General features: G+C 65.7%; 16 protein-coding genes. 8 read left to right on the top strand and 8 right to left on the bottom strand.

What is annotated here, in order from left to right; genetic code table 11:
• Nucleotides 1–44 precede the first annotated feature (44 nt).
• The 3 genes from DZG09_RS02015 (at nt 45) to DZG09_RS02005 (ending at nt 2264) form a co-directional block, all read left to right on the top strand.
• Nucleotides 45–971: a hypothetical protein gene (locus DZG09_RS02015; protein ID WP_162893112.1), complete on the top strand. Its 927-nt coding sequence runs from the start codon at nt 45–47 to the stop codon at nt 969–971.
• A 79-nt stretch (nt 972–1050) separates the two neighbouring features.
• Nucleotides 1051–1680, top strand: a complete 630-nt coding sequence (locus tag DZG09_RS02010; RefSeq protein ID WP_119696053.1) for a ClpP family protease — start codon at nt 1051–1053, stop codon at nt 1678–1680.
• Complete coding sequence (locus tag DZG09_RS02005; protein WP_119696052.1) at nt 1677–2264, top strand: ClpP family protease; 588 nt, start codon at nt 1677–1679, stop codon at nt 2262–2264. Before DZG09_RS02010 ends, DZG09_RS02005 begins: the two co-directional genes overlap by 4 nt.
• Nucleotides 2265–2280: 16 nt before the next feature.
• On the opposite strand, the gene DZG09_RS02000 is transcribed toward DZG09_RS02005, so the two are convergent.
• Genes DZG09_RS02000 through DZG09_RS01985 form a run of 4 tightly spaced genes read right to left on the bottom strand, consistent with a single transcriptional unit; the run spans nt 2281 to nt 4930 of the window.
• Nucleotides 2281–2634 carry a helix-turn-helix domain-containing protein gene (locus DZG09_RS02000; protein WP_119696051.1) on the bottom strand — a complete coding sequence of 118 codons (354 nt, stop codon included), beginning with the start codon at nt 2632–2634 and terminating at the stop codon, nt 2281–2283.
• A gap of 60 nt (nt 2635–2694) precedes the next feature.
• The gene (locus tag DZG09_RS01995; RefSeq protein ID WP_119696050.1) at nt 2695–3294 is read right to left on the bottom strand and encodes an LOG family protein; all 600 of its coding nucleotides are present in this window, start codon (nt 3292–3294) and stop codon (nt 2695–2697) included.
• Nucleotides 3295–3341: 47 nt separating this feature from the next.
• The gene (locus DZG09_RS01990; protein WP_119696049.1) at nt 3342–4454 is read right to left on the bottom strand and encodes a hypothetical protein; all 1113 of its coding nucleotides are present in this window, start codon (nt 4452–4454) and stop codon (nt 3342–3344) included.
• Complete coding sequence (locus DZG09_RS01985) at nt 4451–4930, bottom strand: cupin domain-containing protein (RefSeq protein ID WP_240423621.1); 480 nt, start codon at nt 4928–4930, stop codon at nt 4451–4453. The genes DZG09_RS01990 and DZG09_RS01985 overlap by 4 nt, the downstream gene beginning before the upstream one ends.
• Before the next feature lie 175 nt (nt 4931–5105).
• Here DZG09_RS01985 and rpsF point away from each other — a divergent pair, with 175 nt between their 5' ends.
• The 5 genes from rpsF (at nt 5106) to dnaB (ending at nt 8559) form a co-directional block, all read left to right on the top strand.
• Nucleotides 5106–5468 carry a 30S ribosomal protein S6 gene (rpsF, locus tag DZG09_RS01980; RefSeq protein ID WP_119696048.1) on the top strand — a complete coding sequence of 121 codons (363 nt, stop codon included), beginning with the start codon at nt 5106–5108 and terminating at the stop codon, nt 5466–5468.
• A gap of 9 nt (nt 5469–5477) precedes the next feature.
• Nucleotides 5478–5984, top strand: coding sequence for a single-stranded DNA-binding protein (locus DZG09_RS01975; protein ID WP_119696047.1), 507 nt, complete (start codon nt 5478–5480; stop codon nt 5982–5984).
• Between the two features lie 27 nt (nt 5985–6011).
• Nucleotides 6012–6266 (top strand): 30S ribosomal protein S18, encoded by a 255-nt coding sequence (gene rpsR / locus DZG09_RS01970; protein WP_087053732.1) that lies wholly within the window; start codon nt 6012–6014, stop codon nt 6264–6266.
• A gap of 9 nt (nt 6267–6275) precedes the next feature.
• Nucleotides 6276–6731: a 50S ribosomal protein L9 gene (gene rplI, locus DZG09_RS01965; RefSeq protein ID WP_119696046.1), complete on the top strand. Its 456-nt coding sequence runs from the start codon at nt 6276–6278 to the stop codon at nt 6729–6731.
• A 448-nt stretch (nt 6732–7179) separates the two neighbouring features.
• Complete coding sequence (gene dnaB / locus DZG09_RS01960; protein WP_119696045.1) at nt 7180–8559, top strand: replicative DNA helicase; 1380 nt, start codon at nt 7180–7182, stop codon at nt 8557–8559.
• 179 nt (nt 8560–8738) lie between these two features.
• Here dnaB and DZG09_RS01955 read toward each other — a convergent pair whose 3' ends face one another.
• The 4 genes from DZG09_RS01955 to DZG09_RS01940 all read right to left on the bottom strand — a co-directional run.
• A complete protein-coding gene (locus tag DZG09_RS01955; protein ID WP_162893111.1) occupies nt 8739–9809 on the bottom strand; it encodes a hypothetical protein in 1071 nt (356 codons plus the stop codon).
• On the bottom strand, nt 9796–12732 hold the full coding sequence (locus DZG09_RS01950; protein ID WP_240423619.1) for a type I restriction endonuclease subunit R: 2937 nt from the start codon (nt 12730–12732) through the stop codon (nt 9796–9798). Before DZG09_RS01950 ends, DZG09_RS01955 begins: the two co-directional genes overlap by 14 nt.
• Entirely contained in the window at nt 12732–13922 is a 1191-nt protein-coding gene (locus DZG09_RS01945; RefSeq protein ID WP_205529024.1) for a restriction endonuclease subunit S, read from the bottom strand. Before DZG09_RS01945 ends, DZG09_RS01950 begins: the two co-directional genes overlap by 1 nt.
• A partial coding sequence (locus DZG09_RS01940) for an N-6 DNA methylase (RefSeq protein ID WP_162893247.1) occupies nt 13919–14440 on the bottom strand: 522 nt, incomplete at its 5' end. The genes DZG09_RS01940 and DZG09_RS01945, both read right to left, overlap by 4 nt.

Genomic DNA, 14440 nt, shown 5'->3' with positions numbered 1-14440 from the left:
GCCGGGTCGCAGACGCAGCGCGGGGACCGCGTATCGTCGTCGGCATGGAGTGGATGCGCGAGACGGCGGCCGGCGACTGGATCCGGGATCGGCTCGACACGTCGACGGCGACGGGAACGTATGTGCCGGGAGGCTTCGAGGCCTACGCACGTGTGTTCCATCCGGTGTTCCGCGAGCGGCCCGTCGGGGCGGCGTGGCCGGAGCCGGGCGACGAGGCGGCGTGGGCGCAGTTCGCGGTCGCCGGCCACGAGATCGACACCGAGTCGGTCACATGGCGGCAGGCGGCCGATGCGCTCGGCATGCGATTCGATGCGCGCGACTCCTGGGGCTCTCTCAGCGGGGCACGGGATCACGACGATGTGCGCGACGGCTCGGGCTGGCGCTACCAGGATCCAGGCGAGGGCGCTCTCGATCCCGACGTCCTCACGGCCGTCGCCCGCGTGCTCGCCGCGCACACCGAGACGCCGGATGACGGCTTCGCAGCGGTCTGGGACGGGTGGGGCGGCCTGGTCGGCGGTCGCGCGGCCCCGAGCGGCGTGCCGGCCGTGTACTCGGACTCGGGCGTGCCTGAGCACAGCGCCGTGCTGCGCGCCAGCTTCAAGGACGCGTTCAACGCGCCCTTCCGCAAGGCCGCGTGGCGGCCGGGCGTGCTCAGCGACGAGATCTCACGCGGCCCACGTTTCGAGCTGCCGACGCGTTCGCACGTGCTGTTCCGTGCCGCGCCGATGATGTGGGCGGATGACGCGTGGCCGGAAGAGGTGCCATGGAACGAGCCAGGCGCGCCGTGGGTGCATTCGCCGAGCCTGATCTGGCCGGACGACCGTGCCTGGGTGCTCGTCACGGAGGTCGACGCAGACTCGACGATCGTCGGCGGCACCGCCGAACTGATCGCCGCGCTCACCGCGGCCGACGGCGTCGAGGCGAGCGGGGTGCCGGAGGGCGCGGGGCTCGAGCCCGAGCCGGGCAGGTAGCGCGGCGCCTCTGCTCTGGGCCGATCTGCTCCCGGCAGAACGCGGTCACGGGTGCCGCGATCCGGGACATCGTGGTTCCATGACCGAATCACCGAAGGCGCCGCTGTTCGACGAACGGACCAGGCGCGAGTTCTACGAACGGCGGGTGCTCGTCCTGGACGGCGTCCTCGACGACGACAACGGCACGCTGCTGGCCACGCAGCTGATCACTCTGGCGGCGGAGGACGCCGACCGGGACATCGCACTGTGGATCCACTCGCCCGGCGGCTCCGTGCCGGCGATGCTCGCCATCCGGGATGTGATGAGGCTGATCCCGAACGACGTCTCCACGCAGGTGTTCGGGATCGCCTGCAGCGCGGGGCAGTTCCTGCTCTCCGCCGGCACGCCGGGCAAGCGCAGGGCGCTTCCGCACTCGCGCGTGCTGATGCATCAGGGCTCGGCGGGGATCGGCGGAACGGCCGTCGACATCGCGCTCCAGGCCGACGACCTGCGGCACACCAGGGACACGGTGCTCGGACTCATCGCGGACGACACCGGGCAGCCGGTGGGGCGCATCTTCGAGGATTCGCTGCACGACCACTGGTACACCGCAGAGGAGGCGCTGCAGTACGGATTCGTCGATGCCATCGTGGATTCGTTCGACGACCTCCGCACGGGAGGAGGAGCCTCCGCCGGCTTCCGCGCGGCCGACGGGGAGGTGCGGCGATGAGCTCGTACACGATTCCGAACGTCATCGCCACTCACCCCCGCGGCGAGCGGATCATGGACGTCTACTCCCACCTGCTGACCCAGCGGATCGTCTACCTCGGCACGTCGATCGACGCGGGCGTCGCCAACGCGATGATCGCGCAGCTGCTGCACCTGGAGTCGAGCAATCCGGATGAAGAGGTGCAGCTCTACATCAACTGCGACGGCGGTGACCCGAGCGCGATGCTGGCGATCTACGACACGATGCAGTTCATCCGGCCCCAGGTCGCGACGACCTGCGTCGGCCAGGCGATCTCGGTCGGCGCCGTGCTGCTCGCCGCGGGCGCGCCGGGCAAGCGCTCAGCGCTGCCGCATGCCAGGATCGTGCTGCACCAGCCGGCCGCTCAAGGCAGGGGTGCGATTCCGGATCTCGTGCTGCAGGCCGACGAGGTCGTGCGCATCCGGTCGGACATGGAAGGCGCTCTCTCTCGCCACACCGGTCAGAGCGTCGAGAAGCTGCGTGCCGACACCGATCACGACCGCGTGTTCACAACCGCATCGGCACGCGAGTACGGGCTGATCGACCACGTCATCGCCGAGCGCTGACGCCGGGCAGATCGGGTCACGCCGCGAGAGCGAAGGCCGAGGCGTGCTCGACCTGCTGCGTCCGTCGGTCTTCCAAGGTCTCGGCGACGGACGCGGTCAGCTCGAGCAGGGTCAGTCCGAGCGCACCCCCGATCGCCGCGATCATCTCGCTCGACGGCTCCTTGCGGCCGCGCTCGACCTCGGAGAGGTACTGCGGCGACACCCCGGCGCGGTCGGCGACGTCGGTCAGCGTCTCGCCGCGCTCGTGCCTGATGGTGCGGAGCCGGTCACCGACGAGGTTCCGCCACAGCGGCTCCCAGGGGTTCCGACCCGGATCCTCGCGCTGGGGCGGGCGGTCGGTCGAATCCTGATCGGGTGCGACGGCGCTCATGCGACTCAGCGTAGGAGCGGCAGCGAGCGCGCGGAACGGATTCTGCTCAGAGCAGAAGCGTCACAGCTCGACGTCGGAGCCGGAGGGCTCGCCCCACTTCGGGGCGGGCGGCTGCCAATCGTGCAGGGCGCGCAGCAGGTGCTGCGGCTCCTCGGCGACGATCAGGCTGCTGCGGAAGTCTCTGCTGATGAAGCCCTCGTGCACGAGCCTGTCGATCATCTCGAGCAGAGGCTGCCAGAACCCGTTCACGTCGAGCAGCGCGATCGGCTTGCGGTGGAAACCGAGCTGCTGCCAGGTCCACGCCTCGAAGAACTCCTCGAGTGTGCCGACGCCGCCCGGCAGCATCACGAACGCGTCGCAGAGCGCCGCCATGCGCTGCTTGCGCTCGTGCATGTCCTCGACGACCTCGAGACGGGTGAGGTCGGTGTGCGCGACCTCCTTGTTCACGAGCGCGCTCGGAATCACGCCGATGACCTCGCCGCCTGCCTCGCGTCCGGCCGTCGCGACTGCACCCATCAGCCCGACGTCGCCTCCGCCGTAGACGATGCCCTTGCCCGCCTCGGCGAGGGTCGTGCCGACCGCGCGGGCGAGTGCGATGTATGACGGATCGGCACCTGGCGACGAACCGGTGAACACGGTGACACGAGCGATCTGCGGCATGCCTCCAGCGTATGGGTTCGCGGCCCGCCGCCGGTTCGCCGGTCGACTCACCCGATGGCGCTGATCGCGTTCCACGCCACGAGCCACAGCGCGGCGACCACCAGAACTCCGACGATCCATGCCCACCACGACGCATTCCGGCTGAGCCTGCGCCCCGGCTGCGCCACGCCCTTCCTGCGTCGCGCGTGCGGTGGCGGCACCTGCTGGTCGTTGCGGAACGGCAGCGGCTCTCCTGCGCTCGGCAGAGCGTGAGGCCGTGCTGTCTGCGCCAAGAGCCGGTCGTCGCGCCACCGCTCCCATCGCTGCAGCTTGTCCATCAGTGCCGAGAGGACGGAGAACAGCCAGCCCCACGTGCGCGGGTCGAGCGTGACGAGGTCGCGCCTGGCATAGAGGAACAGCCAGTCGTCGACGATCTCGATGTCGAGCTTCGCCGCGTTGTCTATGAACCGCGCCATGATGTCAGGGGTGAACAGGTACAGTGCATCGGTCTCGTAGCCTCGCGGGCAGTACAGCGTGAAGTACTCGTCGAAGTTCCCCTCGAGGCCGAGCCGCTGCTCGCGGTCGAAGCTGGCAGGCAGGTTCGACCCGAACAGGCCGTTGTTGCCCTTCGCGTCGAGCACGATGTGCGGCAATGGGGTGTCGAGGCGGATGGCGACGTACCCCCATCGGTGGGTTGTGCTGTTCTTCCCGGAGCCCGTCGTGTACCGATAATTCGCGAACTCGACGAATCGCGGTTGCGTGCCGCGCACACGGCGGATGGCCCGCCGCGAGCGGCCCTGGTTGAAGATGAGTCCTGGCAGTCGAGGATCGACGATGTGCGGGAGGTAGGCCATGCCGTTGGCCGCGGCGAAGCTGTGCAGGCGGTAGTGATTCCTCCTGTCGTGGTGCAGCACTGCGCGGGCGACCAGTGCGGTCGCTGCCGCGATGGCGACCAGGAGCACGATGACGGTGACGAAGACATCGGTGCCGCTGACCTCGATCACGCTGAGGACGAGGGGTATCAGCACGGCCCCCGCCACCACGCCGACGAAGACCCACGCGAGGATCGTCTCGGTGGTGCTCGACGCGGAGAAGCCGCCCCGGCGCATCTCGTCGGCGAGCCGCTTCACCGCCCTGCGGTCGACGCGGCCGGTCAGCCACCGGGCGTCGAATCCCGTCACTGTTCGTCCTCCGCCATGGTGAAGTCCGCGAAGTCGAACCCGGGGGAGACCATGCAGCTGGCGAGCGCGTCGTGATCGGAGACGAGTGTGCGCTGCCAGCGTCCGCCCGCAACGACCGCCTGCGAGGCGCTGCCGGATGCCGCGTCGCCCAGCACGGTGATCTCACCTGGCACAGGGACTGCTCCGTCGCCGCCGTCCTGCAGTGCGATCTCTCCCATGCCGCTCCAGATCCACACTTCGTCGTTCGCCACCAGATGCCATGCCGATGCCTCGCCGGCCGGCAGCAGGAACAGGATCATGGTGGCCGCGGGGCGAGCCCCGGATGGGGTGGTCACGGCGGCGCTTCCGGTCCAGGTGCGTCGATACCACCCGCCCTCCGGGTGCGGCTCGAGGCCCAGCCGCGTTGCGGCATCCGGGCGCTCGACGCGTTCGATCAGCTCACCGGTCACCGTGCGGCGCTCCACCATCTCACCCATGGGGTCCATCTTCTCGCACAGCCGGCCGAATCATCCGGTGGCCGCACAGGTTCTCATCCGGTAGACTCGGCTGGTTGTGTGCCGCAGGGCTCCCGCCCGACGCTCGCAACGCGCAGCACACCCTCCTGCTGTCGGGAAATGCCCGGCAGCCGACGAGTCCGAAGGAGGTGGGTAAGTGACGCACCAGTACGAACTCATGGTCATCGTGCAGCCTGAGATCGACGAGCGCCAGATCCCCACGATTCTCGACAAGTACCTCAAGGTCATCACAGATGCCGAGGGCACCATCGAGAACATCGACATCTGGGGCAAGCGCCGTCTGGCATACGAGATCCAGAAGAAGAACGAGGGCATCTACGCCGTCGTGAACTTCACCGCGACGAGCGAGGCGACCGACGAGCTCGACCGCCAGCTGAAGCTGAGTGAGCAGATCATGCGCACCAAGGTTCTGCGTGCCGAGGACGCCATCGCGATGGTCGCAGCCGAGGCGAAGCGGGCAGAGGCGAAGGCCGCGCGCAAGACGGCGGCAAAGGCCTAAGGTAATCGCATGGCAGGCGAAACCGTTATCACCGTCGTGGGCAACCTGACCGCCGACCCCGAGCTGCGCTACACGCAGAACGGTGTGCCGGTCGCAAACTTCACGATCGCCTCGACTCCGCGGACATTCGACCGTGCGTCGGGGGAGTGGAAGGACGGCGAGGCTCTCTTCCTGCGCTCCAGCGTGTGGCGTGACTACGCCGAGCACGTGGCCGGATCGCTGACGAAGGGTATGCGCGTCGTCGCACAGGGCCGCCTGCGCCAGCGCTCCTACGAGACGCGCGAGGGCGAGAAGCGCACGACGATCGAGCTCGAGATCGATGAGATCGGGCCGAGTCTGCGCTACGCCACCGCACAGGTCACCCGCATCCAGGGCGGCGGTGGCGGCGGAGCGCCGCGCCAGGCCGTCGGCGGCGGTGCCCCGAAGTCGGAAGAGCCGTGGTCGACGCCCGGTTCGCAGTCCGGCGCGGACGCGTGGAGCACACCGGGGTCGTTCAGCGACGATACCCCGTTCTAGAACTCACTCACTCAGATAGAGGAAACCATGGCTGGAAAGTCGAGCGGCGACCGCCGCAAGCCGCGGAAGGGCGCGAAGAACGCTGCCCCCGCGAAGTCCATCCGGGTCGGCGTCATTGACTACAAGGACGTCGCAACCCTTCGCAAGTTCATCTCGGAGCGCGGCAAGATCCGCGCCCGTCGTATCACCGGTGTGTCGGTGCAGGAGCAGCGTCTGATCGCCAAGGCGATCAAGAACGCACGCGAGATGGCGCTCCTGCCTTACTCCGGCGCAGGCCGGTAAGGAGCACCCATGTCGAAGCTGATTCTCACGAACGAGGTCGACGGCCTGGGCAGTGCCGGCGATGTGGTCGAGGTTCGCGACGGGTACGCCCGCAACTACCTCATCCCCCAGGGCTACGCGGTTGCGTGGACCCGTGGCGGCGAGAAGCAGGTCGCGTCGATTCGCGCGGCCCGCGAGGCTCGTGCCATTGCGACGCATGACGAGGCCGCGGCGCTGAAGGCGAAGCTCGAGGCCGGCAAGGTCAAGCTCGCCGTCAAGGCGGGTGCCGAGGGGCGCCTGTTCGGTTCGGTCCGCGCCGCGGATGTCGCCACGGCGGTTGCCGCGGCCGGCCTCGGTGAGCTGGACAAGCGCAGGATCACCCTGCCGTCGGCGATCAAGTCGACCGGCGACCACGAGGCCGTCGTGCGCCTGCTCGACGACGTCGTCGCAACCATCCCGCTGCAGGTCGTCGCACTCAAGAAGTAGGCAACGCCCAGCGCTGAAACGGCGCGGATCCGCAAGCGGGTCCGCGCCGTTTTTCGCGCCGTTGAGCCGGGGTCGCTGGGAATATCAGTGCACGAGGCTTGTGGAGAGTTTTCTCGGTGCTGTCAACCTTCAACCGGAGCTTTAATAACACCCCCTCCACAGGGTGTGAGTCGGTGAAATACCTGGTCATAGTGAATAAAAAATCTTGATCATGCCATCACCTCGGCGATTCTCCACAGGCCGCGTCCACACGCTCGTCGGCGTTTTACCCAGACTCTCCACACAGTTATCCACAGGCAGTATTGCACGCGCGAGTCGGCGCCCCTACCGTGATCACGCAGGGCCTCCCAGCCGCGTCGGCGCACTCGTGAGCACGCGAATGTCGGAGGTCCGTGATCCGATGTCAGTGCCGCATGGCCGACTACACGAATGATCTGGGGGAGGGCGCGTGTCCATCGCTGACATCTCGGAGGAACGGCTCGGCAGGTCGCGCGAATCAGAGCGCACGCCGCCGCACGACCTTCTCGCCGAGCAGAGTGCGCTCGGCGGCATGCTCCTCTCGAAGGACGCCGTCGCCGACGTGATCGAGACGCTGCGCGGCGTCGACTTCTACGCCCCAAAGCACGAACTGATCTTCAACGCCGTGCTCTCGCTCTACTCGCAGGGCGAGCCGACCGACGTCGTGGCGGTCACCGACGAGCTGATCAAGACGGGCGACCTGCAGCGGGCTGGCGGCGCCGACTACCTGCACACGCTCACATCGATCGTTCCCACGGCGGCGAACGCCGGGTACTACGCCGGCATCGTGCAGGAGAAGGCGATGCTGCGCCGCCTCGTGGACGCCGGTACGCGCATCGTGCAGATGGGATACCAGGGCCAGGGCGATGCGACCGAGCTCGTGAACGCGTCTCAGGCCGAGATCTACTCGGTCACGGGCGCGGAGCAGGCAGAAGACTATGTGCCGCTCACCGTCGCCGTCGACGCGGCCGTCGAGGAGATCGAAGCCGCCCGCGGCCGCGACGGGCAGATGACGGGCATCCCGACGGGCTTCGCCGACCTCGACCGGCTCACGAACGGTCTGCACGGCGGTCAGATGATCGTCGTGGCGGCGCGCCCCGCCATGGGTAAGTCGACACTGGCGCTCGACTTCGCGCGAGCCTCGGCCATCAAGCACGAACAGCCCACGATCTTCTTCTCCCTCGAGATGGGGCGCAGCGAGATCGCGATGCGCCTGCTCAGCGCTGAGGGCGCTGTGCCGCTGCAGAACCTGCGCAAGGGCACGCTCGACTCCCGCGACTGGACGACTCTCGCCCAGACCCGCGGGCGGATCAACGAGGCGCCGCTGTACATCGACGACAGCCCGAACATGACGCTCGTCGAGATCCGGGCGAAGTGCCGTCGCCTCAAGCAGCGCTCCGGTCTGAAGATGGTCGTGATCGACTATCTGCAGCTGATGACGAGCGGCAAGCGCGTCGAGTCGCGCCAGCAGGAGGTCAGCGAGTTCTCGCGTGCGCTGAAGCTGCTCGCGAAGGAGCTGCAGGTTCCCGTGATCGCACTCTCGCAGCTGAACCGAGGTGCGGAGCAGCGCACGGACAAGCGCCCCCAGGTGAGCGACCTTCGCGAATCCGGTTCGATCGAGCAGGACGCCGACATGGTGATTCTGCTGCACCGCGATTCCGTGTACGACAAGGAGGCCCGCCCGGGCGAGGCCGATCTGATCGTCGCCAAGCACCGCAACGGTCCCACTGCCGACCTCGAGGTCGCCTTCCAGGGGCACTTCTCCCGCTTCGCCGACATGGCACCTGCTGGGTTCGGGGACGAGCAGTAGAGATCGCGCGGGTGTTGTAGGTTTTTTGAAGTTGTCCATTTCGCCGATGAAATGTCCACGCGGTGTCCAAATGGACATTTCGTAGGCCGTGGACCTCGCCAGAAGTTGGCGCCTCGACAATGGCGAATTAGATCGCTCGAGCTCCGCGTGGTGCCGCAGGCGTCAACCGGATGTCGTCCTCACTTGGGAAACGGAACTCCGGGGCGATGCACTCGCCTGGCACGCGAGATCAGAAACGTCCAGAGCTCACTATCAACACCGTCAGGTGGAGCGGGCGGCTTCCACATTCTTGAGTCAGCGTTGCTTCTGCCGTTCCACTGCACGGGGAATTCTTGGTCGCGCATGCCGAGGTGTCCACGGTGCTCGAGTCCGTAGCCCGTCACTGCCCACTCGGCATTTACCCATTCCGACAACGCGCCCTTCAACCATGCATCGGGGTCCTTGCGCCGGCCGGCGATCGCCTCATCCAAAGCCGTTCGGAGATTCGAGAACAGGGAGACGTCAACGTGAGCCGCTTGATCGGCCAGTCCCGCAGCAGTCAAATCGCGACGCAACTCGTCCAAGACGGCATCGGCTTCTGTCTCGGCCCCCCAATGGACCGCAACAGGACGGGTGGTTGGGCCCGGGGACACATACGCCACTTCGATGAGTGGTGTCAGTTCGTCGTCGCTGCGCACCCGATGGAGAGGAATCGCCGCGGACGCACTAAGCCGAAATACGAAACGCGGGAGATTGGGAGTGCCGTTTCCAACCGGGACCGTGAGCTCATCGTGCAAGATGGCGCCGAGCTCTTGGGCGAGTGACAACGCAGCGTGGACGGTTTGGAAAGAGATCTCATCATCGAGACGATGCACCACTTGGTCCTGCATCTGCCGCTCTTCTGAGACGCGCGTGTTCAGACGTTCTTGGATGTCGTCCAGACGCCGAGAGAGGCTGCTTTGTGAGGCCGCAAGTTCACGTGTTTCCTTGACTGCTGTCGCTCGTGCGGTTTCCCGGACCTCGCTCCTGATGTGCGCGGTGAATCGGCGCTCGAGGAACCAGAAGACGGCTACCAGCAGGATGGCAGTGCCAACGTTAGTCAGGGTGGACGAGAGCAGGCCCTCCCACTCCCCAAAATCATCGCCTTGCCACCACACCAATGCAAACGGTGCAGCCGTCACAAGGAGGCCCAAAACTGTAACACCCGCGATCAGCCCCCATCGCACGCGCACCTCAGGTCCCGGATCCTCGGAAGACTCAGTAGTACTCACGCACGTACCCCAGCGCTTTCTCGAACACGTCGTTGTCGCGGATCTTGAACTGCACGTAAAGCGTCTGCCGCAATGCCTTCCGCACTTCCTGGTCGCCGGCGATCGTGGACTGCCAGCCGTCGAATCGCACAGCCCTAACGACCTCATCGATGCGGTCGACGACGTTCGACACGATGATCGGCGTCTCGTCGCCCTTGAGCGCCTCGAAAAGCTCAGTGAGCGCTGCTTTGCCCTTCTCCTCGCGCGGAATCTCGTTCTCGACCTTCTCGGCCGCCACGGTGTCCTTCGCGAGCTCGAGCAGGTCGCGGAGGAAATCAAGGCTGGACTGCTGGATGTCGGCATACTTCTCGCGCAGTGTGTTGAGGCGCTGGCCGAGTTCGATGAAGACGGGGTTGTTCAGATGGCGGGCGATGCGTGCGGTGATCTGCGTCTCGATTTCTTCCGGTGATACGTCCTTGCGTTTACCGGTCATCAGGTCTTCGATCGTCTGCGCGTCGAGGACGATCGTCTCGTCACCCTGCGGGAGCTCCACGCGGACGCTCTCGTTGATCAACTCGATCGTCTTCGCCCCGAGCGCGTGCCACACGAGTCGGCCGGTGATGTCAGCCGGTCGTACCGACTCGTACACGTCCGTGAGCCACTTGTAGTCGTCGCGGAAGCCCTTGAGCATCGGGTCGGGGCTGAGAGCCTCCCACAGTTGCGAGACGACGCTGTAGACGAGGCCGAATGCGTCTTTTGCCCCATCGCCTGCTATCGCAGTCTGCGCCTGAATGAGTCCTTCGTAGCCTCCGACCGATCGATCCACCCCGGGGAAGAACGAGAGCGCTGCCGCCATGGCCGGTGCTAGGTCCGACTTTAGTTCCTCGATGTTGGAGATCACTTGTTGGACAGCGGCTTCATCGAATGCCAGCGACTTGGCTACATCGTCGAAGATGCCGAGGTAATCGACGATCAGCCCATGTGTTTTGCTCGGCGGGTGCACCCGGTTGGTGCGTGTGATCGCCTGGAGGAGCGTGTGCTCCTTGAGCGGCTTGTCGAGGTACTGCGTCTGGAGGATCGGCGCATCGAAGCCCGTGAGCAGCTTCGCCGTGACGATGATGATCTTCAGCGGATCGGCCGGGTCGTTGAAGCGGGCGACGACTTGCTCCAGCTCGTCGGCACCGGGTGTCCACTGTGCCCATGATGCGGGGTCGGTGCGTGCCTTCGACATCACGATGGTCGATGCCTCGGGTGGCAGCATTGTGTCGAGCGCTTCCTTATACGCGATGCAGGATGCTTTATCGTAGGCGACAAGCTGCGCTTTGAATCCCTCCGGCTCGACCTTCTCGGTGAAGTGCGTGACAACGTCATCCGCGATCTGGCGGATGCGTTCGGGGGCCTTGATGAGCACCTCGATGGATGCCGCCTTCTTCGACAGCGTGATCTTCTCGCCCTCGGTGAGATTGCGCTCCGCGGCGAGCTCCTCGAACGCAGCGTCGATCTTCTCCTGGTCGAGGTGTATCTCGCTCAACCGCGGCTCGAAGTGCAGCGGAAGGGTCGCCCCGTCGCGGATCGAATCCTGGAACGAGTACCGGGACAAGTACCCGCCTTCGTCATCAGGCGACCCAAACCACATGAACGTGTTGTGGTCGCGCTTGTTGATGGGCGTACCGGTGAGCCCGAACAGGAACGCGTTCGGCAGTGCCTCGCGCATTCTCTGGCCATAGTCGCCCTCCTGCGAGCGGTGGGCCTCGTCGACCATCGCGATGATGTTGTGCCGATCGTCAAGCACACCGTCGATCTCGCCGAACTTGTGGATCGTCGTGATGATGATCTTCCGCGCACCCTGACTGAGCAGGGTCTGCAGTTCCTTGCGCGAATCCGTTGAGACTAGACCCGGTACATCCGATGCATTGAACGTGCCCGTGATCTGCATGTCGAGATCGACGCGGTCGACGACGATGAGAATCGTCGGATTGGTCAGCTCGGCCATCGCGCGCAACTTGAGCGCTGAGAAGACCATGAGCAGCGACTTGCCTGAGCCCTGGAAGTGCCAGATGAGGCCCTGCTTGACGCGCCCGCGCAGCACTCGCTCGACGATGAGGTTCGTGGCCTGGAACTGCTGGTAGCGCGCGATGACCTTGATCTTGCGGTGCTTCGCGTCGGTCGCGAACACCGTGAAGAACCGCAGAAAGTCGAGCACGGATGCCGGAGCCAGCACCCCTCGCACGGCATCGCCAACCACCTCGAGGTCGACCTTCGCCGGCACGGTCGGATCGGACGCTTCCTCGCGCCACGGCCCCCACAGCTCGACCGGCATGCCGACGGAGCCATAGCGGAAATCCTTGCCCTCGGTCGCAAACGACAGCACGTTCGGCACGAAGAACTGCGGAACGCTCGCCTCGTAGTCGTCATGGATCTGCGCGGCCGCGTCGATCCAGGTGTACGCCGCTCGGATCGGCGTCTTCGCCTCTCCCACCACGAGCGGGAAGCCGTTGCACCACAGCACGAGGTCGAACCGCTTGCCCAGCGTGCCGAGCTGGAACGTCACCTCGGTGGACACGACCCACTGGTTAGATGAGTCGTCGTCAGGCTGATCGAAGTCGATCAGACGCACCGTGGTGTGCTCACCGTTCGGTCCGAACGGCATCGACTTCTGCCCGGTCAGCCACGCCATGAACTCTTCGTTCGCAACCACCGGATGCGGGCTGTTGCGCGCCGAGATCAGGATTGCGCGCAGCACATGGATGACCTCGTCAGCCTTGCGCCGATCGGCGGCGATCTCAGGGTTCAGCCTGATCAGCGCGTCCGTGACGAGCCCCTCGAGCAGCACCTCGTCGGCGCGGCGCGGCAGCTCACTGCCCGGCAGGAACTGCACGTCGGGCGATGTGATCAGATCGCGAACGAAGTCACGTACCGAGTTTGCCTCGTTGAACTGGGCCATCATTTGCCTCCGAAAACTGTCGAGAAGATGGTGCCAGCCAGTTCCTTGAGCGAGCGCGCTTCGACGTTGGCTGCGGTTATGCCGGAATCGAAAGCATCAACCTCAGCAAGGAGCATCGCTTGGTCGGACAGAGGTGGCACGACGAGTTTGTGCCCCTTGATGTCTTTGCCGTTGATCTTCCAGATGCCGTTGGTCGACTTCGCGTTCTCGAGTAGTGCCGCGTGAACACGAGCGCTGTTCCATTGTTCGGCCGCAAAACGCGGCAGCACCCGCGAGGGGTTGAACCGAAGTCGGATGAGCAGATCGGGATAGATACACCCGCTCGGAAGTCCGCCAGCGACAAGCCCGCCACGGCCCGTCAGTTGACGATTGCCGTTGCCCCGAACGACCAAGAAGTCGTCGTCCTCGAGCAGGAACGCTGAGACGGTGGCGGGGTCGACATCAATGTACTTGACGGAGTTCCCCCCAGCCACGAGGCCGCCACGAACGGCACTGATACTGAGAGTTGGAACTCCGCGATTCTCGTCGTTCGAGGGAGCCGACTTGCCGTTCGTCGGCCCCCTATCCACCAGGGAGGTGACCGGGTCAAGAACCCAGCCCTTCTTTTCAACTCCACGCGCTAGCCGGTCAGCAAGCATCGTCGACTTTGCCGCCGTAGCGGCCTGCGCGAGTTGCGATGCGGCGAGGCGTTGCCGCTCGACCGTCCAGAGAAGTTCGGCGATGCGCTTCTGCTCGTCTATCGGCGGAAGGTCGAACTGCTGGATTCGGAGATCACGCCAGTTGACCGTCGGCGACAGAGACCCGACCGAGATCTCGACAGCGCGGTCGAGAAAGTAGGCACTAGAGAGGAACACGGGGAGGAACGTGGGGTCGATGCGCCCTGGTCGAGCGCGCAAGACCAGTGCGTGCGCCGAGCAGATGCCCTCGAACTCCGCGAGAGCGACCTTCTTCTGGTAGGCACGTCGGCGACCGAAGATCACGTCGCCCGGTCGGAACCGCAACTTCTGCGCCTCGACTTTGTCGGGCGCATCCCAGCGTCGGACCGTCATAACGCCCGGGTCGAGGTGCTCAAGTCCGACGTAGCGGTCGACTCCGGCCTTTGATGGGTCATCAACACGGTCGGTGACGCTGTCGATCACATCGCCGAAGGCGACCCGTTGCCACGTGGACTTGTCGAGGTTGAGGCTCACGCGTCGACCTCCGCGCGGAGCAGCGCTATCACGTCCGCAATCGCGTTGTCCGAGGCATCCGCTGCGTGTCGCCAGTCGTCCACCGCGTCGACCGCGTCGACCTGCTCGCCTGCGTCTACCGCCTTTGCGCCGGCCACGTACAGCGGAATCGCGAGGCTGTACGCCTTGTCGGCGATCTGGCTGACGGGCGCTACTGTGGCGAACTGCGGCACGTCGGCGAAGCCGTGGTACGCGTCGAGGATCTTCGTCTGGTGCGAGTCGCGCAGGAAGGACTGCGCCTGTTCGCGCGCGACCTCGTTGACCGCGTTGATGAACAGCACCTTGCCGCGGTGCTCCGCATGCTTGTTGGCGCGAAGGGTGACGACGACGGCCTCCATGGGTGAGTTGTAGAAGAGTCCCGCGCCGAGTCCGAGCACGCACTCGATCAAGTCCGACTTCACAAGCGCTTCGCGCAGCGCGGCCTCTTCGCGACGGAACAGCACACCGTGCGGGACTAGGATCGCCGCGCGGCCGGTCTG

This window comes from Microbacterium halotolerans, assembly GCF_003569805.1.
Lineage (GTDB): Bacteria > Actinomycetota > Actinomycetes > Actinomycetales > Microbacteriaceae > Microbacterium > Microbacterium halotolerans.
This window is presented reverse-complemented; position numbering and strand designations above follow the sequence as displayed.